Origin of the sequence: Streptomyces sp. NPDC051738 (assembly GCF_044453205.1) — a bacterium.
In the GTDB taxonomy this organism is placed as follows: Bacteria; Actinomycetota; Actinomycetes; order Streptomycetales; family Streptomycetaceae; genus Streptomyces.
The window spans coordinates 1-21,601 of sequence record NZ_JBITCM010000042.1 but is presented as its reverse complement, the minus strand read 5'-3'; the positions used below and the strand labels follow the sequence as shown (position 1 = coordinate 21,601).

At 69.5% G+C, this 21,601-nt stretch carries 25 protein-coding genes and 2 pseudogenes; 11 read left to right on the top strand and 16 right to left on the bottom strand.

Annotated features, from left to right (window positions below):
* Positions 1-51: 51 nt before the first annotated feature.
* A complete protein-coding gene (locus ACIA8X_RS46300) occupies positions 52-330 on the bottom strand; it encodes a SpoIIE family protein phosphatase (RefSeq protein WP_399460766.1) in 279 nt (92 codons plus the stop codon).
* A 3-nt stretch (positions 331-333) separates the two neighbouring features.
* Between ACIA8X_RS46300 and ACIA8X_RS46295 the strand changes: the two genes are divergently transcribed.
* Complete coding sequence (locus ACIA8X_RS46295) at positions 334-1,161, top strand: transposase (RefSeq protein ID WP_399460765.1); 828 nt, start codon at positions 334-336, stop codon at positions 1,159-1,161.
* A gap of 30 nt (positions 1,162-1,191) precedes the next feature.
* On the opposite strand, the gene ACIA8X_RS46290 is transcribed toward ACIA8X_RS46295, so the two are convergent.
* Positions 1,192-2,055 (bottom strand): YhjD/YihY/BrkB family envelope integrity protein, encoded by an 864-nt coding sequence (locus ACIA8X_RS46290; RefSeq protein WP_399460764.1) that lies wholly within the window; start codon positions 2,053-2,055, stop codon positions 1,192-1,194.
* A 116-nt stretch (positions 2,056-2,171) separates the two neighbouring features.
* Between ACIA8X_RS46290 and ACIA8X_RS46285 the strand changes: the two genes are divergently transcribed.
* Positions 2,172-2,306, top strand: coding sequence for a hypothetical protein (locus ACIA8X_RS46285; protein ID WP_393462685.1), 135 nt, complete (start codon positions 2,172-2,174; stop codon positions 2,304-2,306).
* A 44-nt stretch (positions 2,307-2,350) separates the two neighbouring features.
* Here the strand turns inward: ACIA8X_RS46285 and ACIA8X_RS46280 are convergent, their stop codons facing one another.
* The 5 genes from ACIA8X_RS46280 to ACIA8X_RS46260 form a co-directional block, all read right to left on the bottom strand.
* On the bottom strand, positions 2,351-2,899 hold the full coding sequence (locus tag ACIA8X_RS46280) for a DUF4262 domain-containing protein (RefSeq protein ID WP_393462686.1): 549 nt from the start codon (positions 2,897-2,899) through the stop codon (positions 2,351-2,353).
* A gap of 116 nt (positions 2,900-3,015) precedes the next feature.
* The gene (locus tag ACIA8X_RS46275; protein ID WP_399460763.1) at positions 3,016-3,366 is read right to left on the bottom strand and encodes a transposase; all 351 of its coding nucleotides are present in this window, start codon (positions 3,364-3,366) and stop codon (positions 3,016-3,018) included.
* On the bottom strand, positions 3,335-3,877 hold the full coding sequence (locus ACIA8X_RS46270) for a transposase (RefSeq protein WP_399460771.1): 543 nt from the start codon (positions 3,875-3,877) through the stop codon (positions 3,335-3,337). The genes ACIA8X_RS46275 and ACIA8X_RS46270 overlap by 32 nt, the downstream gene beginning before the upstream one ends.
* 542 nt (positions 3,878-4,419) lie before the next feature.
* Positions 4,420-4,644 (bottom strand): heavy-metal-associated domain-containing protein, encoded by a 225-nt coding sequence (locus ACIA8X_RS46265; RefSeq protein WP_399460762.1) that lies wholly within the window; start codon positions 4,642-4,644, stop codon positions 4,420-4,422.
* Positions 4,645-4,842: 198 nt separating this feature from the next.
* Positions 4,843-5,523: a type III effector protein gene (locus tag ACIA8X_RS46260; protein WP_399460761.1), complete on the bottom strand. Its 681-nt coding sequence runs from the start codon at positions 5,521-5,523 to the stop codon at positions 4,843-4,845.
* Between the two features lie 132 nt (positions 5,524-5,655).
* Here ACIA8X_RS46260 and ACIA8X_RS46255 point away from each other — a divergent pair, with 132 nt between their 5' ends.
* The 3 genes from ACIA8X_RS46255 to ACIA8X_RS46245 all read left to right on the top strand — a co-directional run bounded on the left by ACIA8X_RS46255 (position 5,656) and on the right by ACIA8X_RS46245 (position 7,124).
* Positions 5,656-6,090 carry an Hsp20/alpha crystallin family protein gene (locus ACIA8X_RS46255; protein WP_393462690.1) on the top strand — a complete coding sequence of 145 codons (435 nt, stop codon included), beginning with the start codon at positions 5,656-5,658 and terminating at the stop codon, positions 6,088-6,090.
* A gap of 91 nt (positions 6,091-6,181) precedes the next feature.
* A complete protein-coding gene (locus ACIA8X_RS46250; protein ID WP_393462691.1) occupies positions 6,182-6,577 on the top strand; it encodes a DUF2267 domain-containing protein in 396 nt (131 codons plus the stop codon).
* Between the two features lie 151 nt (positions 6,578-6,728).
* On the top strand, positions 6,729-7,124 hold the full coding sequence (locus ACIA8X_RS46245; RefSeq protein ID WP_393462692.1) for a DUF2267 domain-containing protein: 396 nt from the start codon (positions 6,729-6,731) through the stop codon (positions 7,122-7,124).
* Between the two features lie 277 nt (positions 7,125-7,401).
* Here ACIA8X_RS46245 and ACIA8X_RS46240 read toward each other — a convergent pair.
* The 3 genes and pseudogenes from ACIA8X_RS46240 to ACIA8X_RS46230 form a co-directional block, all read right to left on the bottom strand.
* Positions 7,402-8,169 (bottom strand): annotated as a pseudogene (locus ACIA8X_RS46240) (metal ABC transporter permease).
* Positions 8,166-9,011, bottom strand: a complete 846-nt coding sequence (locus ACIA8X_RS46235) for a metal ABC transporter ATP-binding protein (protein ID WP_399460760.1) — start codon at positions 9,009-9,011, stop codon at positions 8,166-8,168. Before ACIA8X_RS46235 ends, ACIA8X_RS46240 begins: the two are co-directional and overlap by 4 nt.
* 11 nt (positions 9,012-9,022) lie before the next feature.
* Positions 9,023-9,964: a metal ABC transporter solute-binding protein, Zn/Mn family gene (locus tag ACIA8X_RS46230; RefSeq protein ID WP_393462705.1), complete on the bottom strand. Its 942-nt coding sequence runs from the start codon at positions 9,962-9,964 to the stop codon at positions 9,023-9,025.
* Positions 9,965-10,078: 114 nt separating this feature from the next.
* On the opposite strand from ACIA8X_RS46230, the gene ACIA8X_RS46225 reads away from it, so the two are divergent.
* The 6 genes from ACIA8X_RS46225 to ACIA8X_RS46200 all read left to right on the top strand — a co-directional run bounded on the left by ACIA8X_RS46225 (position 10,079) and on the right by ACIA8X_RS46200 (position 17,582).
* Positions 10,079-10,393, top strand: a complete 315-nt coding sequence (locus ACIA8X_RS46225) for a DUF1490 family protein (RefSeq protein ID WP_393462694.1) — start codon at positions 10,079-10,081, stop codon at positions 10,391-10,393.
* A 12-nt stretch (positions 10,394-10,405) separates the two neighbouring features.
* Positions 10,406-12,682, top strand: coding sequence for a heavy metal translocating P-type ATPase (locus ACIA8X_RS46220; protein ID WP_399460759.1), 2,277 nt, complete (start codon positions 10,406-10,408; stop codon positions 12,680-12,682).
* Positions 12,683-12,877: 195 nt separating this feature from the next.
* The gene (gene rpmF / locus ACIA8X_RS46215; RefSeq protein WP_184901208.1) at positions 12,878-13,048 is read left to right on the top strand and encodes a 50S ribosomal protein L32; all 171 of its coding nucleotides are present in this window, start codon (positions 12,878-12,880) and stop codon (positions 13,046-13,048) included.
* A gap of 11 nt (positions 13,049-13,059) precedes the next feature.
* Positions 13,060-14,241, top strand: a complete 1,182-nt coding sequence (locus ACIA8X_RS46210; RefSeq protein ID WP_393462696.1) for a GTP-binding protein — start codon at positions 13,060-13,062, stop codon at positions 14,239-14,241.
* Positions 14,242-14,564: 323 nt separating this feature from the next.
* Complete coding sequence (locus tag ACIA8X_RS46205) at positions 14,565-14,771, top strand: hypothetical protein (protein ID WP_393462697.1); 207 nt, start codon at positions 14,565-14,567, stop codon at positions 14,769-14,771.
* 696 nt (positions 14,772-15,467) lie between these two features.
* Positions 15,468-17,582 carry a SpoIIE family protein phosphatase gene (locus ACIA8X_RS46200; RefSeq protein ID WP_393462698.1) on the top strand — a complete coding sequence of 705 codons (2,115 nt, stop codon included), beginning with the start codon at positions 15,468-15,470 and terminating at the stop codon, positions 17,580-17,582.
* A 485-nt stretch (positions 17,583-18,067) separates the two neighbouring features.
* Here the strand turns inward: ACIA8X_RS46200 and ACIA8X_RS46195 are convergent.
* The 6 genes and pseudogenes from ACIA8X_RS46195 to ACIA8X_RS46170 form a co-directional block, all read right to left on the bottom strand.
* A pseudogene (locus ACIA8X_RS46195) lies at positions 18,068-18,235 on the bottom strand (RNA polymerase sigma factor); the annotation flags it as partial.
* Between the two features lie 289 nt (positions 18,236-18,524).
* Positions 18,525-18,734: a hypothetical protein gene (locus tag ACIA8X_RS46190; RefSeq protein ID WP_399460758.1), complete on the bottom strand. Its 210-nt coding sequence runs from the start codon at positions 18,732-18,734 to the stop codon at positions 18,525-18,527.
* Between the two features lie 831 nt (positions 18,735-19,565).
* Positions 19,566-19,832: a DUF4235 domain-containing protein gene (locus tag ACIA8X_RS46185; RefSeq protein ID WP_363040955.1), complete on the bottom strand. Its 267-nt coding sequence runs from the start codon at positions 19,830-19,832 to the stop codon at positions 19,566-19,568.
* The gene (locus ACIA8X_RS46180) at positions 19,829-20,299 is read right to left on the bottom strand and encodes a DUF3618 domain-containing protein (protein ID WP_399460757.1); all 471 of its coding nucleotides are present in this window, start codon (positions 20,297-20,299) and stop codon (positions 19,829-19,831) included. Before ACIA8X_RS46180 ends, ACIA8X_RS46185 begins: the two co-directional genes overlap by 4 nt.
* Positions 20,296-20,715 carry a phage holin family protein gene (locus ACIA8X_RS46175; RefSeq protein WP_399460756.1) on the bottom strand — a complete coding sequence of 140 codons (420 nt, stop codon included), beginning with the start codon at positions 20,713-20,715 and terminating at the stop codon, positions 20,296-20,298. Before ACIA8X_RS46175 ends, ACIA8X_RS46180 begins: the two co-directional genes overlap by 4 nt.
* Positions 20,716-20,910: 195 nt before the next feature.
* Complete coding sequence (locus ACIA8X_RS46170) at positions 20,911-21,318, bottom strand: phosphatase PAP2 family protein (protein ID WP_393462703.1); 408 nt, start codon at positions 21,316-21,318, stop codon at positions 20,911-20,913.
* Positions 21,319-21,601: the final 283 nt, after the last annotated feature.

Genomic DNA, 21,601 nt, shown 5'->3' with positions numbered 1-21,601 from the left:
GGTGCCGCCGATTGGCTGTCGTCCTCCGTGACGGCCTCGCAAGCGGGGCCGTCACGGAGACGGGGCGGCGCTGTCAGGGGACGTCCTGGTCCAGGATGACCCCGGCATGCGCTCGATCGCCACCATGGCGGCATCGTCATCCAGGTGGCCTCCGACGTGGCGCAACAGGTCCTTGCACAGGTGGGCCAGGAGAGCGTCGGGACCTTTGCCGGACTTGCTGACCACCCGTTCCACAAGCGGGTAGAACGTACCGTCCCGGTCGCGAGCCTCGATGACTCCGTCCGTGCAGAGAAGGGCGATGTCGCCGGGCTCGAAGGCGAACGTTTCCACGTCGTGATCCTGCTGACGGTCCGGCGGTTCATCTGCGGCTCGGTCCACTACCCGCGCCGGACGTTCGCCGAGCCGTTCACGCCGTTGACCAGCCCGTACGCACGCTTCACCCGCCGGCTCAACCGCACCCTGGAGCGCATCGGGCTGGCGCTGGCCGGACGGGCCGGCTCCCGGCTGGCCGCCCAACTCGGGTTTGATGCAGGGAGGATGACCTTGCTGCGCCGGGTCATGGCGCTTCCGGATCCGCAGTCCAGCACGCCGCGGGTGCTGGGCGTTGACGATTTCGCCACCCGGCGCGGACAGTCGTATGCCACCGTGATCACGGACGGCGAACGCCACCGACCGATCGACGTTCTTCCGGGCCGGGAAGCGGCACCGCTCGCCGCGTGGCTCACCGCACATCCCGGCGTGGAGATCATCCGTCGGGACCGGGCCGGCGCCTACGCCGAGGGAGCCCGGCTCGGCGCCCCCGATGCCCTCCAGGTCGCCGACCGGTTCCACCTGTGGCAGGGCCTTGGCCGGGCCGCGGAAACCTGCGTCGCCGCCCACCGCGAGTGCCTCCGCGTTCCGACGCCGCCCACGCCGCCGAACACGGACATGCCGCAAGGAGATCCGGGGCCTGCCGGCCGCCGGGCCCAGCGCAAGAAGGCCGCGCATGCCCTGGTCCATGAACTGCTCAAGCAGGGCCACTCCCGCCGGGCGATTGCCCGGCACTTGGGCTGGGGCCTCAACACCGTGCTGCGCTATGCGAGTGCCCCGCACTGGCAGAACACCCTCCGTGAGAATCACCCCAGGCCCAGCCGGTTGGATCCCTATAAGCCCTTGAAGTAGCGGGACATACTCACCAAGCTCCGCTTGGTGTCACCGTTCGCCTGGCACGGGAAGCCAGCGCCGCTCCAGACGCTCGTGGAAGAGCCGGCCGACCAGAGCCCCTCCGTACACCACGAAACCCACGCCGACCAGCCAGGACTGCAGAACCAGGACGGTCCCGAACGGACCGTACGTCACCGTGTTCGAGGCGATCAGCGGCGAGAAGACGTGCTGGGAGAAGACCCGCAGCCCGAGGAGCCCCAGCGCCGTCGCCGCGGCCCCCGGCACGAGCGCCCGCCAGCGGATGCGGCCGCAGAGCAGCAGCCGCTGCGACCACCAGAAGAAGACGAACGCGCCGACCACATCGACCCCGGCGACCAGCACCGACTTCAGAGCGGACGCCTCCTCGGGGGTGGGCGCGGCGAAGAACAGCAGCAGGGAGCCGGTCAGTACGGCCAGCCAGACGACATGGCGCCACATCGTGTGCCAGCGCGCCGTCGGCAGGTCCCACACCCGCTCGTATCCGGTCTGTACGGCCGCGCCGAAGGTCACACCGAACGCGGCCAGCGCGGCGAGTCCGAGCGCCGTGGTGCGCTGCAGGGCCTGCCCCGGCTGGCCGAACATCCGCTCGATCTCCTCCTGCGACACCTCCGACACACCGAGGCCCTGGACCAGCCACCTGGCGAAGCCCTGACCTCTCGCGAGGTCGGCCGCCGCGACGACGACCAACAACGGCAGCAGCGTGAGGAAGCTCAGCGCCGCGAAGCCCATGGCACGGTGCATCAGCTCCATCTCGCGCCCCCGGTTCCAGACGACCCCGATCCACGAGCTGAGCACCCACCGATGGAGCCGAGCGAACCAATGGCCGTGGTGCGCGGCGTGGTCGTCTTCCGGCGCACCGAATCTGAAGGGCATGTGCCGTCGACTACCCGTCCGCCGGGCGTGACCCGACACGCTTGCCCCCAAACGGGTGTCCCCAGCTACCCGGCCTCACCGGCTTCGCACTGCACCTGCACCGAGACTTCGACGCCGTGACAGCCGGGCTCACCCTGGACTGGAACTCGGGCAGCATCGAGGGCGCCGTCAACCGCATCAAGAAGATCAAGAGACAGCTCTACGGCCGAGCCGGATTCGAACTGCTCCGCAAGATGATCTTGCTTCAATAGCTGTCACGACGGTGTTGGTCTGCCACTGGCCAGCACGTTAGAGGTCAGAGTTCGGTCGTCCAGATCCCGACAGGGTGCTCACTCGGCGGCTGCCACAACTGAGGCTGGGACTCCCGATGCTTCTCCTCAGCCTGCTCTTCCCAATGAAAGCGGCCATCCGCGTCGGGCCAGGCGACTTGCAGCACAGGGAAAGGGGGCCGCCGGTAGAACCCGATGGCCCGCCCGAAGAAGGTCCGGTACCAGCGGAGATCGACCTGCCTTAGCGCGACTTGCTGACCATCGACAACGTCAGGCTGACTCTGGCCGTCAGCCAGTACAGCGTCGGCGGAGGACTTCGCCCCGAGTCTGTTGAGCATGCGGTGCATGGCGTGAATATCGAGTCCGAACAGGGCGAGTTCAGGTGCCCCGTGAGTGTGTGCGAGGCCGATCGTGTATGCGAAACCAGGACCGATCTCGTCCTCGGGAACCATTACGACGTGCCATCCATGCTGCTGCACATTCTCGATGATCGTCAGATCCATGCGGTCCGCTTCGTCCCGGTCACCGTATTCATGGCAGAGGACGCAGCGGCACTGGAACGGATCACGAGTCATGTGCAGAGGCTACGAGGTAAGCGTTTGATTCGGGCAGCGGGGTTTCGAACGAAACCGTCATCCTCAGTGACCGCTCCCCAAGATCTGTGCCAGAACCCCGAACTCATCGACATTGATCATGGCGCCCAGGTGCCCAGCGACTCACGACAGCCCCTATAAGCGGGGTGCTGGCCGTATCTGTATGACCAGGTGGAAGACCTCCCGGGCAGCATAGCGTTTGAGGCAACGGACGATTTCGCGCCGGGTCTTCCCCTCTTTGATCCGGCGCTCTCGTAGTAGTCCTGAGTGCGCGGGTCGACCCGCAGGCGGGTGAACACGATGCGATGGAGCGCGGTGTTGGCCTGACGGTCGCCGCCGCGGTTGAGGCGACGGTACTGCCGGCGTCCCGAGGAACGCTCGACAGGACTGACCCCGCACAGCGCAGCGAAGGACGCCTCACTGTCCAGCCGTTCCGGGTTGTCCCCCACCGTGACCAGCAAAGCGACGGCCGTATCCGGACCGATCCCCACCACATCCAGCAGCTGCGGGGCATGACAGTCCACGAGCCGGGCCAGACGTCCACATCCCGAATCTGCTCGGAGAGCTGACCGATCCGGTGAGCCAGCAGACCCAGCGTAATCCGAGTGGCCCACAGCACCGACTTATGAGGACGGACTTGAGCTGATTGATGGCCTGCGTGCGGGCCTTGACGGCCGACACCTTCGTGAGCTTGTACATTCTCGCGATCTGCACCGGCCCGTCGCCCGCTTTCGCCCGGGCGCGGACCCGCCCGCTCAATACGGCTCGCGCCGCGTTCTGAGCATCAAGCGGATCGGATTTGCCGCGCCGACGGCGATCTGCCCGGTCCATCCGGTTCACGTCAAACACGGCTATGCCCTGGGTCAGCAGATAGCGCGACAGGGACGCCCCGTAGGAGCCGGTCCCCTCCACCCCGGCCCGCCTCACAGCTCCCGACTTCCTGGCCCGGTGCGTGTCCATTCCCAAAACCACCTCACCCACAGGGCGACGACGACGGGCCTGCGGAGCAGGCGGCGTACTGGACATGGTCGATCTGGACATGCCCTTTCCTTCCGGTCCTTGGCGCGTCGCGTTGCCGACACCAGGCAACGTCGGGCGGTCAGAATCGTGAGGACGCCACAACGATCGGCAGGCCCCTATCGGGACACGCTCCGCCGGCCCGGCACCGACAACGCACCATCCCCGGCCGCCAGCCGACACTGTGACACCAGGACACTTCGGTCAGAGAAATCATGAGTCAGACCCCGGACCCGGGACAGCACCCACCAATCCTCCCGCTCGTCGCGGCATCCCCACCCAGAAATACTGAGCATGCTCAGTCCCAGCTCTTGGGACATCCTGGATCTGACTCTGGCCGATCGCTATGCGGCGCAGAGGCCGACATCCTGGTTCAGGTTGCTTCACGACCGGTGCGGCTTCTCCACGGCTGTGTGCGCCATGGGGCCCAGGCCCGCCCGGAGGCACGCGCCGGCCGGGGGCGATCGGCCGTCCGGGCCTTCGGCTCAGGCCGCGGCGCTCTGCACGGCTGCGGTGACCTCGTAGCCCGCCTCGGTGATCGCTGCCCGTACTGCGTCGTCCTCGATCGCGTCTCCGCGTACGGTAACCCGCCCCGTCGGGACGTCGACATCGACCGCGGTGACGCCGGCTACTTCCACCACCTCTTCGGTGATGCCCGCGGCGCAGTGGCCGCAGCTCATGTCGGACACGGTGTAGGTCTTCTCAGCCATGGTGGGTGCTCCTAGGAGACGGCGAACGCCGCGACGCCGCCCGCCAGGACGAGCACGGGGCCGTGCACGCCGAGTCAGTCGGTCAGGCGTCCCGCCGGGACGGAGGCGATGGTCGCGGCGACGTTCCAGGCGATGTAGAGGCCGAGCGCGATGGTCGTCGCAGTCTGCGTACCGCGGGAAGATCCCGAGTCGTGGAGATCACGCTCGGTTCCGGCGCTGGTCGCCGCTGTGCCGTCGGAGCCGGTCGGTGTGGCGGGTGATGTCATCGACGCGCGCCGCGAGGTCGGGGTGGTCGGATGCCAGATGCGCGTGCGTAACCGCCAGGGGGCCGACGAGGGCGGCAGCATCGTTGTCGGCCAGGGCGGCGCTGAGCTCGACGAGAGGGGTGCGGGCTGCGGCGGGGAGGTCGGTGAGCGCAGTGATCTGGCCGGCGAGCTGACGCAGGTCCGCGGCATTGGCGCGGGCCCAGGCGGTGACGGTGCGGTCGGCGGCGCGTCGGTCGCGGGTGGCCCGTACCCGCTGCTCGCCCGTGGCCCCCGGCCTTCCGGGGCGTACACGCAGGTAGCGGCGTTCGGCCGCCTGGCGGCTGGAGACGCCGAGGGGATGGGCCAGGTCGGCCCAGCTGGCGCCCGCCGCGCGGGCTTCTTCGATCAGGCCCGGTTCCCATTCGGAGAGTTGATCGCGCACTTCGCGGAGCAGTAGGAGTGCGGCGAGTGCCTGCTCCGGGCTGGCCTGGCTGGGCTCGGCGTCCTTCTCGTCCCGCGATGTCTGGGCGGTGCACAGGGCCTCGTGGATCGCGTTCAGCTCCGAAGCAGCGGCGAGGAAGGACGTGGGGCTGAGGCCGCGGGCGCCGGGGGTGGGCTGATCATCAACGGTCATGGAGCCTCCAACAGGCGGTGTCGTCATCTCGACGACATTCTACTTGTCATCACTTGGATGACATGTTACAACGATGGCAGGTGAACGCATTGGCGGCAAAGCCCCTGACCTGAACACTGGAGGTGTTTCACGATGTTGATGCGCACCGACCCGTTCCGCGAGCTTGACCGGCTCACCCAGCAGCTCCTGAACACGACCGGCACCTGGTCGCGGCCGTCAGCGATGCCGATGGACGCCTACCGTGAGGGCGAGGAGTACGTGATCGCCCTCGACCTGCCCGGCGTTTCCACGGACGCGATCGACATCGACGTCGAGCGGAACATGCTCACCGTCAAGGCCGAGCGGCGGCCCGTCACCAAGGCGGACGACGTGCAGATGGAGCTCTCCGAGCGGCCTCTGGGCGTCTTCTCCCGCCAGGTCGTGCTGGCCGACACCCTGGACACCGAGCACATCAAGGCGGACTACGACGCAGGTGTGCTGACCCTGCGTATCCCGATCGCCGAGCGCGCCAAGCCCCGCAAGATCGCCATCGGCGGTGGCTCCGCGCACAAGGAGATCAGCGGCTGAGTCCCCTCCAAACCGCGCCGGAGACGGGGAGGCGGCCTCCCTGGCGGCCACCCCGTCCTCCGCTTGCCGCCGCACACGCACGGGAGCAGCGATGACCATGCGATGGGAAGCGTTCCTGGACCAGGTCAAGGAACGCGGCGCGTACGAGACCACCGAGGAAGCCGAGCGGGCGACCCGGACGGTGCTGGCGCTGCTGGGCGCGCACCTGGTGGGCGAGGTACGGGCGGAACTGGCCGCCCGGCTGCCGGAGAATCTGGCACTCGTCCTGCTCAATCCGCTCCAGGCGCACGAGCCGCTCTCCCCCGAGCGGTTCGTCCGGGCCACCGCGGCCTGGATCGAGGGAGCCACTGAACAGACCGCGGCCTGGGACGTGGGCGCCGTACTCAGCGTGGCCGCGGACGCAGCGGGCGAAGAGCTCACCGGCCGCATCCTGCTCCAACTCCCGGCGGGCTACGACCTGCTGTTCGGCCACCCCCAGCGCGTCTAGCCCAAAGGCAGCGACAACCCTTCCCCTGACCAAGCGACACCGGTGGTCGGCGGGCGAGCCCCCGGCCACCGCCCCGCGACCACCTCAGACGAGAAAGGCAACCGCGTCACCGATGATTGCCCAGCAGGAACCGTGCCGCTCCACCGCGGACATGACGTTCGAGCAGATGCTGGAAAGAGTGCGCTACGAAGGCGCGTACCCCACCCGCGCACAGGCCGAGGAGGCCGTGCACGCCGTGCTGGCCGCCCTCGGCCGCCAGCTCACGGGCGATGAGCGCGTGACGCTCGCGGCCAGACTGCCGCACGAGGCCGCCCTCACCTTCACCTCCCAGATCCCCGCCACCGAACCCCTCACCGGCTGGGGCTTCGTCCAGGACCTGGCGTCCCGCACCGGCGGCACGCCGGCCACCACCCGCTGGGACACCAGCACCGTCCTTCACATCGTGGCCCAGCTCGCCGGCGAGGAACTCCTCAGCCGCATCCTCGCCCAACTCCCCTCCGGCTACGCCCTGCTGTTCGGCCGCGCCGAACTCACCCAGGCGGGCTGACGCGCACGGAGGCGGCGCCCGACAGTGGAACAGGGCTGGGAGACCGCGGCTTCCTGCGCTCCTCCGGCCACTGCCGGCCCAGAGCCCGACGCACCGTCCGCCAGGTGACGGCTGCGGCACGGCGGACGAGCAGGTTCTCGAACCGCTGCGCGCCGCTACCCGGCAGGCGCCGTGCGGGTTGCCGGTCGCCACCGGCCGCCCGAGCGGGCAACTCAGCCAGTGCCACGCGCCGGCCGCGGGTTGGCAATGAGATTGCTGTGACGCCTGGGGTTCCTGGTCAGGCGGACTCGGGAACGATTCTCCGCGCTCCCCACTGTCGGGTCCGGTACGTGCCCACCAGTCGGCAGACGATGTAGATCGTGAACGAGATGGTGGTGATGTAGGGGCTGATGGGGATGCTGCTGCCCAGGGCGAGCAGGATCCCGCCCTCGATGGAGGCCACCGCGAAGACTGTGCTCAGCACGGGCCGTAGTACGGGGGACGCGGTGATCCGGGCCACGGCTGCCGCAGGGGTGACAATGAGGGTAAGGACCAGTAGCCCTCCGACGATCTGCACCGACAGTGCGACCGCAGGACCCAGCACGATCATGAAAGCGAACGACAGGGCGCGGACCGGCCCCCCTCGGGCCTCGGCCACCTCGGGGTCGGCGCTCGCGAAGGCGAGCGGCCGCCACATGACCATCAGCGCCACGAGCACCACGGCCGACGTGCCGAGCAGCCAGGACATCTGCGGGGTGTCGACGGCGACGATCTGTCCGGTGAGGATGCCGAACTTGTTCGCCGCCCTTGTACAGGGCGAGGAAGAGTACGCCGAGGCCGAGGCCGAACGGCATGAGGATGCCGATCACGGAGTTGCGGTCCCGTGCGCGGAGCCGAGCGGGCCGATCGTCCCGGCCGCGATCAGGGATCCGACGATCGAGCCGCCCACGATGTTCACGCCCAGCAGCAGCGCGGCCGAGGCGCTGGCGCTGCGGACCAGGGCGAGCAGTTCGCCGTAGTTGTCGAAGCTGAAGATCTGCTGCCAGACCCCCTCGGCGATCGTCATGGCCGTACTCCGTGTGAGGGTTCAGCGTGGTGCGACGGCTCTGCCACCTCGTCGGGCACGCCCACGACCGTGATCCGGCCGCGGACGCGGATGACGTCGACCTGTGTGCCGTACAGCCGCGACAGCGCCTCGGAGGTCAACACCTCGTCGGGTGTGCCGACTTGGAAGCCGCCGCGGGCGAGGTACAGCACGGGGTAGATCTCGTGGGTCACGAAGACCACGGCCGTGCCGTGCGAGCGGCGCCGCGCGTCCACCAGTTCCGTCACGGCGCGTTGGTGGTGCAGGTCGAGGGAGAGCAGCGGCTCGTCGCACAGCAGGATCCGCGGGTCGGTCGCCGGCGCCTGCCCGATGCGCACGCGCTGCCGTTCGCCGCCGGAGAGCTGGCCGATGGGTACATCCGCGTACGCGTAGGCGCCGGCCGAGTGGAGAACCTCGTCCACCCGGCGACGTACGGCGCCCGTGCGCAGCCGGGGTCCGAAGCCGTGCCCGTCGATGCCGAAGGGGACCAGGTCGCTGGCGCGCAGCATCGCGTGCTCGGACAGCGTCGCCTGCTGCGGGATGTAGCCGATGCGCCTGCTGCCCTTGCGGGGCGGGCGACCCAGGACCGTCAACGTCCCGGCGGACAGCTGTCGCTGGCCCAGCAGGGCGCGTACGAAGCCGGTCTTGCCCGATCCGTTGGGCCCGAGCACGGCCAGGAACCCCCTGGGCCGTACGTCGAGATCCAGGCCCTGCCACAGCACGCGGTCGCCGTAGGACAGGGCAGCTCCGCGCAGGCTGATCACCGCGGCATCCGCGCCACGGTCCTCCGCCCCGCTCTCACGGGCACGGGGCAGGGAGGCCACGGTGGGCCGCCTCACTTGCCCAGCGCGCTCGCGAGCGCGTCGACGTTGGTTGTCATCCAGCCGAGATAGTCCTTGCCCTCAGGGAGGGTCTCGGTGACGGGGACGACGGGAATTCCGGAGGTCTTGGCCGCCTGCTCGACCTTTTCGGTCTGCGGGCCGGAGGTCTGGTCGTTGTAGACCAGCGCCTCGACCTTCTTGCCGGTGAACAACGCCAACATGTCCCCCAGGGTCCTCGGGGAGACGTCGTCGCCTTCCTCAATGGCCTCGCTGAACGCCTCGGGCGTCTTGTTCACCAGGCCGCTCGCCTCGCTCAGGTACAGCGGCACGGGCTCGGTAATGGCGATCGCCTCACCGCCGTGATCGCTCTTGATCTGTGCTTCCTTCGTCTCCAGCGGCTTCAGCTTCGCCTTGAAGGCTGCCGTGTTCTTGGTAAAGGTGCCGGCGGCGTCCGGGTCGGCTTCGGCCAGGGCGGCGGCGATGCGGTCGGCGAACTTGGCGGCCGTGGGGAAGTCGTACCAGACGTGCTCGTTGAGCTCCCCTCCTGCCGGGGCGGACTTCCCGGAGACCTTGACCGCGTTGATCAACTCGGCCGACGAGTTGTCGCTGTTCTTCAGCATGCGGTCGATGAAGTCGTCGTAGCCGCCGCCGTTCTCGATGACAACCTTCGCCTTGGACAGCGCCAACTGGTTCTGCGTGTTGGCCTCGTAGGAGTGCGGGTCCTGGTCGGGGTCGCTGATGATCGAGGTGATATCGACCTTCCCGCCGCCTATCTGCTTGACGATGTCGCCGTAGACATTCGTCGAGGCCACCACTGCGACGGCAGACGCGGAAGCGGGGCTCTGCCCGGCATCGGTGTCGCTGCCGGAATCGGACGAGTTGCCGCAACCGGCCAGGAGGACCAGGGAAGCACCGGTAACGAGCGGCGCCAGGCGCCGGGATGAGGATGCACGCATGAACCGTCTGTCGCCTCGGCCTGGCGCGATACGGCTGGTGCGCGATATCCGCCGTGGGATGAGAATGGACTTACCGCGCCGAAGACGGATGAATCCGCTCCGCGGAAGGAGGCCATGATGCATCCCGCCGCTTTCGCGGGTGCGGTCGTGGGCCGCATCACGCACTACGCCCTGTCCGGAACCGCCGGCGTACTGGTTCTGCGGGGAGCCGCCAAAGCCGCCCCCAAGGCGAAGCCCGTGGCCCGGCGGCTTCTGGTCAACGGCATCGCCGGCGGCATCACGACGGGTCGCCGACTCGGGGAAGCCGCCGAGGAGGCCCGCCTGAAGGCAGGAGACCTGCTGGCGGAGGCCAGGGAGCAGTTGGGCGAGGAGGCACCGCCGCCCTCGGCGGTCGGTGTCGAGGGACACGCCCACGACCACGAGCACTGAGAGGCGGCCGCCATGTCCGGCACGTCCGCACCCGGCGACGTCCCGGCGCCCGGTTCCGGCTCCGCCGCCGTTCCTGCTCCCAGCCCGACGCGCGCCGCGCCCGGCTCCGCGGTGACGGTGCGGTCCGCCGCCGCGGGCCGCGTACGGTTGATGGTTCCCTGGCTGCGGGCGCGGCCCGGCTGCGCCGGGATCGTCGATGAGCGGTTTACCGATCTGCAGGGTTTTCGGGCGCTGCGCATCTTCCCGCGTACCGGTGCCGTGATCGTCTGGGTGCAGCCCGACCTGGTCGACGTGGACCGCCTGGTTGCCGCCCTCGCCGAAGCACCGCCGCCGGGGGTGCCCGCCAGAGCCAGCAGCTCCGTGCCCGACTCCTCCACGGGGGAGATCGCGCGGCTGGTGGTCGGCGGTGCGGTGCTCGCCCTGGTGGGACTGCGGCGACTGCTCGGCCGACCCCCATGGGCCCCGGCGGGCTCGGCCGGTCTCCTCGGCGCGGTCACCGTCTTCACCGGACTGCCGTTCTTCCGCGGCGCCGCACGCACCCTCGGCGGCAGACGCCACGCCGGCACCGACCTGCTGGTGACGACGGCGACCGTGATCTCGCTGGTGCTGCGCGAGAACGTCGTCGCGCTCATGGTGCTGTGGCTGCTCAACATCGGCGAGTTCCTGCAGGCCATCACCCTGCGCCGGACCCGGCGCGCCATCGAGGAACTGCTCTCCATCGGCGAGGAGCGGGTCTGGCTGGTCCGCGACGGCGTGGAGGTGGAGGTCGACCTCGCGGAGGTCAGGGCCGGAGACGTGGTCGCGGTCTACGAACACCACCGCATCCCCGTCGACGGGACCGCCGAGTCCGGCGAGGCGCTGGTCGACCAGGCGGCGATCACCGGCGAGGCGCTCCCGGTCTACGTGCAGCCCGGCACCGAGGTGTACGCGGGCACCCTCGTCTCCACCGGCTCGATCACGGTACGGGCCACCTCGGTCGGCCAGGACACCGTCGTCGGGCGGATCATCACCCGCGTCGAGGAGGCGCAGGCCGACCGGGCCCCGATACAAACAGTGGCCGCCGCCTTCACCCGCCGCTTCGTACCCGTCTCCTTCGCCCTCGCGGGGATCACGTACGTGCTGACCCGGGACGCCCGACGGGCGATGACCATGCTGCTGATCGCCTGCCCGTGCGCCGCGGGCCTGGCCACCCCCACCGCGATCAGCGCGGCCATCGGCAACGGCGCACGCAGAGGCACCCTCATCAAGGGCGGCACCCACCTGGAAGGGATCGGCCGCGTCACCGCCGTGGTCTTCGACAAGACCGGCACCCTCACGCTCGGCCGCCCCCTGGTGACCAGCGTGGTCACGCTCGACGAGACGGTCACCGCCGACGAGGTGCTGAGCCTGGCGGCCTCCGGCGAGCTACACGCACGGCACCCGCTCGCCGAAGCCATCGTCCGGCGCACCGAGGAACAGCATCTGCACATCCCCATCCACCAAGCCTGCGAAGTCGTCCTCGGCATGGGCGTACGCGCCGAACTCGACGGCACCCGCCTGCTGGTGGGCAGCCCCGCCCTGCTGCGCCGCCACGGCCTGGAACTCTCCGAGCTCGCCCAGGACTGGACGAGCCGGCTGCGCGCCGCCGGCGAGACCGTCATCTGCCTCGCCCACGACGAGAAGCTGATCGGCATGCTCGGCCTGTCCGACGCCGTACGCGGCGGAGCCGACACCGTCGTCCGCCAGCTCACCGACCTCGGCGTGACCCGCATCGTGCTGCTGACCGGCGACGCCCCCGAGACCGCCCAGGCCGTCGCCGACACACTCGGCATCGCGGAAGTCCACGCCCACGCCCTGCCCGAGGCCAAACTCCAGCTGATCCGCGACCTCCAGACAGAGGGCCACAGCGTGGCCATGGTCGGCGACGGCACCAACGACGCCCCCGCACTGGCGCTCGCGGACGTCGGCATCGTCATGGGCGCCCACTCCTCCCACGTCGCGCTGGAGACCGCCGACATCGCCCTCGCCGGAAACGACCTGCGCCAGGTCGCCGCCGTCGTGGAACTCAGCCGACACACCCTGCGCGTCGTACGGCAGAACTACACGCTGTCCATCGGCGTGAACCTCGCCGGCCTGGTCGCGAGCGCCGGTGGCTCCGTCAACCCCGTCCTGGCCGCCCTGCTGCACAACACCAGCAGCATCGCCGTGGTCGCCAACTCCGCCCGGCTGGTCGGTCACACTCCCCACCTGCCGAGTGACGCCGCCGCACGGCTGCGTGCCGCACCACTGGAGGAACGGCGAGTGCACTGATGCCCCACGCCGTCGGCCGAACCGTGGACTCGGACGCTGGGCAGGAGTCGGCCGGACGGACAGCGACCGACACCGGATACACGGCGGTCGAACACGCCGTCGAACTCACCGGGGCTCATGCCGCCTGGAGTCCGCGAATTAGTAATGGGATCCATTTTCATATAGCGTCTCCCTCGTCACTCGAGGAGGAGAACCATGGCCGTCCCCAAGCGGAAGATGTCCCGCAGCAACACCCGCCACCGCCGCGCCCAGTGGAAGGCCGCCACGCCGACGCTGGTGCCGGTCACGGTCGACGGTGTACGTCACCTCGTACCGCAGAACCTGGTCAGGGCCTACGAGCGCGGGCTGCTGCGCCCCCAAGGCTGAGGGGAATGAGGATGGCGCACGACCGGCTGCCGGTGACCGTTCTGTCCGGCTTCCTCGGTGCGGGGAAGACCACGCTGCTCAATCACGTGCTCGGCAACCGTGAGGGGCTGCGCGTCGCGGTCATCGTCAACGACATGAGCGAGGTCAACATCGACGCGGCGCTCGTGCGCGGCGGCGAGGCGGCCCTGTCACGCACCGAGGAACGCCTGGTCGAGATGACCAATGGGTGCATCTGCTGCACGCTCCGCGACGACCTGCTGGTGGAGGTGGACCGGCTGGCCCGCGAAGGGCGGTTCGACTACCTCCTCATCGAGTCCAGCGGCATCTCCGAGCCCATGCCGGTCGCGGCCACCTTCGCCTTCGCACGCGACGACGGCGCCACCCTCGGCGATCTCGCCCGCCTGGACACCATGGTCACGGTCGTCGACGCCGCCAACTTCCTGCCCGAACTGGCAAGCGGCGACGAGCTCGTCGAGCGCGGCCTCGACCAGTACGAGGACGACGAACGCACCGTCAGCGACCTGCTGATGGACCAGATCGAGTTCGCCGACGTCATCGTGCTCAACAAGCTCGACCTGGTCGACGACGCCGACGCCGAGCGGCTGCGGGCGACGCTCGCCCGCCTCAACCCCGTGGCGCGGATCGTGCCCGCCGTGCACGGACACGTGGAACTCAAGGACGTACTCGGCACCCGGTTGTTCGACCTGGAGCGGGCCCAGCAGGCCCCCGGCTGGGTCATGGAGCTCAATGGCGATCACGTCCCGGAGACCGAGGAATACGGCATCTCCTCCACCGTCTTCCGCTCCGAACTTCCCTTCCACTCCGGGCGTTTGTGGCGGTTCGTGACCGCGGAGATGGACAGCGGCGCCTACGGCCAGATCCTGCGCTCCAAGGGCTTCTTCACCCTGGCCAGCCGCCCGCATGTGACGGGGCTGTGGTCGCAGGCCGGCTCCGTCGCCCGCTTCGAGCCCTCCGCCGCCCACGACACCGACAGCCCGGCAGGCCAGGAGCTGGTCTTCATCGGCACGCACCTGCACACCGAGGCGCTCCACTCCGCGCTCACCGACTGTCTGATGGCGGACGGCGAGAGCCAGCCGGCCGACGACCCGTTCCCCGCCTGGGACACCTACGGCATCGACGACACCTGCGACCACGAACATCCCGAGCACCCCGAACTCGTGGCGCGGCCCTGAGACTCCGGGCGGGCGGTGGTCGCAGCCACGGCACCGCCCGCCCGGTACATCCCGTACACACGAGGACCGAAATCGGGAGGCTGGCATGACGGAGCACGGTGTACGGCTGGGCACGGTCCAGGAAACCCTTCTGACACCAGCCGTGGCACCGGCTTCTGGGGCCCGCCCTTCCGCGTCTTCGCCCCCAGCGAGATCACCCTGCTCATACTCCGCTCCCCGCAGCGCCCCCTCACACACACGCGATAACACGGAGTGGGCCGACAATCCCTCATGGACCGGTTCACCGAGTCAGATCCTGCCTCGTGATTGGCGATGAGGCGGAGTTGACGACCGAGCATCGCGGGGCCGAAGATCCGGGGCGCGTGCCGGTGGACCGGCTCGTCACGGAGACAGGGAACCCGCGCGCACGTCTGGCCGGCGCCGACCTGGTGGCGGTGATCGGCGACGGGGAGAGCTGGAGCGGTTCGAGCGCGCAGGCGGAACTGACGGCGTGCCCTGAGCCCTTGGATACCTGGGTCACACAGGCGTAACGCAGGGACGGGCTGTCCAGTCCCCCAATCCCGTGCCCACTGAGGACATCCGAAAGCGTGGAAGACCGGTCCCTGACGCGTTGCGTGGCCTGGCGCGCCTGAATGCGTCCGCAGGAGCAGGCCAGCACGGGGGGGAACCAGCCTGCCCCTGCACGTCGGAGCCGGCTGCCCCCTCCGCAGAATGCGGGCTCGTCGACCCTCATGATCGGGTCACCTTCTCCAGCGCGTTCTGGCGCCGACGCGACCCACGTGGCCGCCGTACGCGGCGGGCCAAACGGCGGGGATGTGCTCCTGCACCGGGTACCCACTCATGTTGACCGTCCGGGCTCCGGTCGCTGACGGCATCAAAAGCGTCACTGTGAGTTGTGTCCGGTGCTCCAAGGTGGACGGATCGCCTCCGAACAGCCTGTGGTCGCCGGGTGCACCCGGCGTTGTAACGGTCGGCCTCGGCGGCCGGCTGTCAGGCGCCGGCGGAAGACGGCAGGGCGCTGAGGAGCCGGCGGCAAGATGGTGGGCAACTGGTGTCTGCCCGCACATCGCTCCTTCTGTCCGCGCGGCACGGTCGGGAGGGGGTGTGTTGGCCGGTAGTCAGGGGGGACGATGGAAGCCGAAGCGCCAGCAGACGACGGCAGGTCCCGCTCGAGCCGGGTCGGCGGTTCGCCCATGTGGCGCCGGACGGCAGAAGGAGTGGCTGCCATGAGCGAAGCCGAATGGCCTGCTGCGAACATCGGCTGGGCAAACGCCCGCCGGCCGGAAGGCGAGCCGTCGCAGCCGAGCGGGTTGCTGGATCTCCTCGGTGTGGCGGCGGTGCTGCTGGACGCCGACGGACGGGTCGTCCTGTGGAGTCCGCAGGCCGAAGAGCTGTACGGCTACACCGCCGAGGAAGCGCTCGGGCAGTACGCCGCGCAGCTACTCGTCCACGAAGCACGCTGGGACTGGGTGATCAAGAAGTTCGCCGAGGTCATGGAGAGTGGCCAGAGCTGGGGCGGCACGTTTCCCATCCGGTGCAAGGACGGCACCACGCGGCTGGTGGAGCTGCGCAACATGCGACTGCTGGACGACCACGGCGACTTCTACGCCCTCGGGCTCGGCACCGACTCCCCCACGCTGCGCGAGGTGGAGCGGGACGTCGCCCTGTCCACCCGGCTGATCTCCCAGTCCCCCTTCGGGATCGCCTTCCTCGACACCGACCTCAAGTACGTGGCCGTCAACCCCGCTCTGGAGCGCATGCACGGCATTCCTGCGGCGGAGCACCTCGGCCGCCACTACCGCGAGATCATGAAGGCCACGAAGTTCGAGGTGCCCGAGGCTGCGATGCGGCAGGTCCTCAAGACCGGGATCCCCCTGGTTGACCAGTCCACCATCATCGGCCGCACCCCGGCCGACCCAGAACACAAGCACGCCTGGTCGATCTCGTTGTACCGGCTGGAGGACCCCCGCGGCCGCATTCTCGGGGTGGCCGACATCGTGGTGGAGGTCACCGAGCGCTACCAGGCGGCCATGGAGGCCACCGAGACACGGCGACGCCTTGCTCTGATCGCCGACGGCTCCGCCCGTATCGGCACCACCCTGGAGATCGACCAGACCGCCCGCGAGCTGGCCGATGTCACCGTTCCCGACTTCGCCGACCTGGCCGCCGTCGACGTCCTCGACTCCGCCCTCGACGAACACCGCCCCGCCTCCCGCGACGGCCCTGCGGTCTTCCGCGCCCTCGCGGTGAAAGCCGCCTACCCCACCGAGGCCGCCAAGGCCGCCGACCCGCCCGGCCACACCGCCGCCTACGACGCCGACAGCCTGGCCGCCCAATGCGTGCGCACCAGCCGTCCCATTCTGGTACGCCACGCCGACGGCAACGACCTGACGCGCATCGCCCGCGACGAGCGCGCCGCCACCCTGCTGGCCCGCGCCGGAGTGCACTCCTACCTGGCCGTCCCGCTCACCGCACGCGGCACCGTCCTCGGCTTCCTGGGCCTCGCCCGCGCCCGCGACCCGCGGCCCTTCGACGAGGACGACCTCGCCATCGCCACCGAACTGGCCTTCCGCACCGCGGTGTGCATCGACAACGCCCGCACGCACCAGAACGTGCGCAACGCCGCCGAGACCCTGCAGCGCAGCCTGCTCCCCGACCACCCGCCCGACCTGCCCGGCCTGCAGGTCGCCTCCCGCTACCTGCCCGCCCAGGCCGCCTACGAAGTCGGCGGCGACTGGTACGACGTCCTCCCGCTGGGCGGCGACAGGACAGCACTGGTCGTGGGCGACGTCATGGGCAGCGGCATCGATGCCGCCGCCACCATGGGCCGCCTGCGCACCGCCACCACCGCCTTCGCCCGCCTCGACCTCGACCCCGCCCAAGTCCTTGAGCACCTTGACGCGATCACCTCCGAGCTGGAGCAGTACATCGCCACCTGCGTCTATGCCGCCTACGACCCCCACCACGCCGAATGCCGCATCGCCAACGCCGGCCACCTGCCCCCCGTCCTCATCCGCCGCGGAAAGCACCCCCGATTGCTCGAACTGCCCACCGGCACCCCCCTCGGCGTCGGCGGCATACCCTTCGAAACCACCACCGTCGGCTTCGGCCCCGGCGACCAGTTGGTCCTGTACACCGACGGACTGGTCGAGACCCGCCACCACCCCATCGACGAACGCCTCGATGTCCTCCTCCGCCTCCTCGACGCCCCCGACTCCCCTCTGGAAGAAACCTGCGACCGACTCCTTCACGGCCTACGGAACCCCGACAACCACGACGATGTCGCCCTGCTGATCGCCCGCGCCCTGCGCAGCACGCCGCATCGCGAAGACCACCACTGAAAAGGGCACCGAGACGCCACCGAGACTGCGACTCCCAGCCTCGGGAGACCGCAGCCGAAGGCCCAACCTGAGAATTCCTGGCGACGGCGTGCTCGATGTCGGCGAGGACATGGAGCCAGGCAAGTACAAGACGGCAGAGCCGGCCGAAGCCGCGTTCGAGAACTGCTACTGGGCGCGCAGCAAGGACGTCTCCGGAGGTCGATTCGCAGCGCATGGCGCAGCCCGTACACCACTCCGGATCGCCTGGTAGATCCACTAGGAGTTCCGGTACCTGTGCCCGCTGGGCACCCGACCACCACGCGTTCCGTACACGTCGGCCGACGTAAGTCTGGCGTGCAGGGGCAGACCCGTCACGGGGGGGAACCAGCCTGCCCCTGCACGTTGGAGCCCGCTGCCCCCTCCACAGAGGGCGGGCCCCTCAACCCTCGTGATCGGGTCGCTCCCTACAGCGCACCACGGATCTGATGTGTCACACGTGACCGCTGTCCGCGCAGACAGCCGAGCAGTCCGGGATACACGATCCGGCACGCGACCGCGAAGGCAGCCTCGTCACCTTCCTGGGCCCGACCGACGGCCGCGCCCAATGCCCCGTCGTACGCCTGCACGCGGCGGGTTCCACTCGTATGCCCAACGCAGTCCGTCTTCGCTCGCATGGCCTCTCGTCCGCTATCGCCCTGCCACTGGGGACTTGACGGCCGGCCAGTGCCACTCCGTGTCGCGTTCTCATGCAGTCGGGCACTGAATCGCCCGGTCACTTACCGCGGGGCGGCTGGACCCATCGCTCGACGATGGGTGAACAAGCAATCGAAGCTCCTGGCAGCGGCGTGATCTTGGTCAACAGCCCGTTGCCGCCAGGAGCTTCACTTTCCGTACCGCCTACATCCGCCAACACCCCAGCCGTCAGGTTGGCAGGGCGTCACCGACTGGCGGTCGGACTGCAGGTCAGAGGGAGGCGCTGACGCTGACGTGGTTGTACTGGCCGGCGGCGCCCAGAACCTCGTTCTTGACGGCATCGAGCTGCGCCAGGACATCAGCGCTGCTGACCGCCGTGGGGCCGGCGACGAGGCTGGCGTGCGGGTTCAGGCCGCCGGAGACGTCATCGAGCGCGGCGTCGGAGATCTCAACGGTCTGAACCTGGGGAGCGGAGTTCATGATGAAACTTCCCTTTCGTATGGATGATCCACAAGGGGGGCGGCCCCGCTGGGGACAGATAGCGGGCCTCGGCCGCAGGGGAACGCGCGATGCCCGCTTCCGGGACTTTCGCGCGGCTCCCGCGGTGCAGAGGATCAAAGCACGGGGCACACCGGGCGACCAGTCAACCGGAGCACACATCCAGGAAGTTGAACGAACAGGCTGCGCATTCGTGCAGACCCGCACACGACTTGCGGGCAGCTTCTCCACATGCCACGCGGCGCCGGGACCGAGCCGGTGCTGCGACTACGTTTTCGAACGGGATACTCCGCACCAACAGGGCATCACGCGGCAGGCGCTCATGCGGGTCCCTGGCGCACCGTGACGCGATTACGCATTCGATGTGCAGATTCGCCGAAGCCGGAATACCGCCCCACCTCGGCCACTGACCGTCGTCCATCGATTGCAGAACGTATCCCCGGCTCGGGGCGGCGTACGACGAGCGCAAATGACGTGCCCAGCGGCGACGGTGTCGCCGCCGATGGTCCTCAATCAGAAGCGGATGCACCGCCGCCCAGTGGGCCGGGCCACGCCAGACCCGCACGGGCTCCAGCCCACAGCCGCGCACTGCGGCCTCCTGGAACGCGAGCCGAGCCGCCGCGGGCCGCCAGAGGAAGGACGACCATGCCCAACAGGAACACCCTGATCAGACCCCGGCCTGGGCCACCCGCATCGACGGCCGTGGTACCGCGCGCATCCCACAACAGGCAGATCAGCGCCCTCCCTACCGCACACGTGCCCGTCCTCACCGACCACCGTTGCCATGCGCCAAGTCGGCGTTATGGCGGTCGGTCAGCCGGGCCAGGTTCCGGTCAGGCGTCGGGTGGCGGTGGCGCCGCCGCGGTCGACGGCAGCTTTCACACCGGCGAAGATCGCGCCCTGCAGGACGGCTGCCGACACCACCTCGCGCCAGGTGCGGTGCTCGTCGGTGGCGTCGGGGGCGTCCTCCTCGTGCCCGAGCCTTTTCCAGACCTGCTTGAACACCGCACCGGCCAGAACACCGCTGACAGCGCCCATGGCCATGCCGACCGGCTTGTAAGCGATCTTCGAGGCTTTCATCGGTGCCTCCTGGAGCGGCGGATGAGGAGCACCGCGATGAACGCGCCTGCGGCGGCGAGCAGCGGGGTGCGGTGCGCCCGCGCCGCCTCCATGCCCTGTCCGGCTTTCTCGCGCACTGGGTCCGGTGCCTTGTCCCGGGCCAGCTCAGCGACGTGCAGGGCCTTGTCCGCGACCTGCTCGGTGGCCGCGGCGGCCTTTGCGCGCACCGGCTCCGGGGTCCTGTCCTGCACCACATGGGCCGCATGCGTGGCCTTGTCCCTCAGCTGAGTCCTAACCTGTGTGGTCTTCTCGGCGACCTGCTCCTTGACGGCTGCCGTCTTCTCCCGGGCGCGGGTCTTGACGTCGGTCTTCGCAGCGAGCGCCTCGACGGTCTCGCCGAGTTCCTCACGGGTCGCCTCCACCTGCTCACGCAGTTCCTCAGGGGCAGGGGTTGCCTCATCGCCCGTGTGCGGCTTGTCCTCGGTCATCGCTGTGCCCTCTCCTTGATCTCGGCCACATCAGCCTTGACGCTGTCCACCGTCCGCTCGGGCGTAGCTGGGGATGCCTTGCTGACCTGCTGCTTGCCGAGAGCCGCCATCAGCGCGGTGACGGCGGCCAGGACGCCGGTGACGATCAGAGCCGCCACCCACACATCCATGCTGAGCGACAGCGCGGCGATCACGGTGGCCACCAGCGCCTGCAGGGTGAGCACACCCATCAGGCCGGCGCCACCGAACAGGCCACCGCCCTTGCCGAACCGCTTGCCCTTCTCGGTCATCTCCGCCTGTGCCAGGCGCATCTCGTCGCGGACCAGCTGCGACAACTGCTGCGAGGCACGCTGGACCAGGTCGCCCACCGGTTCCTGCGCTCCGGCGCCGGTGCGGTGGGAGCCGTCTGCTGTCATGGGTACTCACCTGTCCTTCGTCGGCGTTTGCGGCAAGCCAGTGGGCGTTGGCTTGTGCTCGCCAGACCCTGGCCCGCTCATTGGTCTGATCGGCTGTCCGGGTACCCCCGCATTCCCGCATCACCGCTCGTCAGAGCACCCGTCGCCACGGCAGACGCGGTGCGCCTCGAACCAGGGCGGCCGCGGCCAGCCCGATCACTCCTCCGGCAGCCACATCGCAGGGGTATGCGCACCGCTGTGCACCCGCTCCGCGGCCACCATCACCGCCGACATCCCACCGGCAGCACCTGCGGCCGGCCACACCGGCGCGACAGCACCCGCGAAGGCGAAGGCCGCGGCGGTGTGCCCGGAAGGGAAGGAGGAGCTGTCCGGGCGGTCCTGAAGTTCCTCCGGCGGGACCCATTCCCGCGGTGGGCGCCGCCGGCGACACAGCTGCTTGGCAACCCCGTTGGACAGCACCTGGGCCATCGCCATGGCCGCGACCCCCACGGCGGCCGCCGCACGGCCGCGCCACCCGCCGAGGGCGGCCATCACTGCGGCCGTCGCCCACCTCACCTTGGTGTGCTCGGCTGCCTCCTGCACCGCGGGCGCGACCCGCCGCACCCAGGGTGGTCCCCACCCGATCGCCCGTCTGGCCAGCCGGCGAATCCCCGTCGTGCAGATCCACCATCGCTCCCATGACCAGCCGACTTCCCGTCCAGAGACATGCCACACCAGAGCCGCGATCGATTCGGCTCCGCCACCGACGGGACCGGGGTGCCGGGCGTCGGTGAGTACCACGACGGCATGGGCTAGGTGTATTGACCCGGGGCGTTGTTCACGCGGCTGATAGGTGGCTGGCCGCCGAGTGCGGTGTGGCAGCGGTGATGGTTGTAGGTGTGCAGGA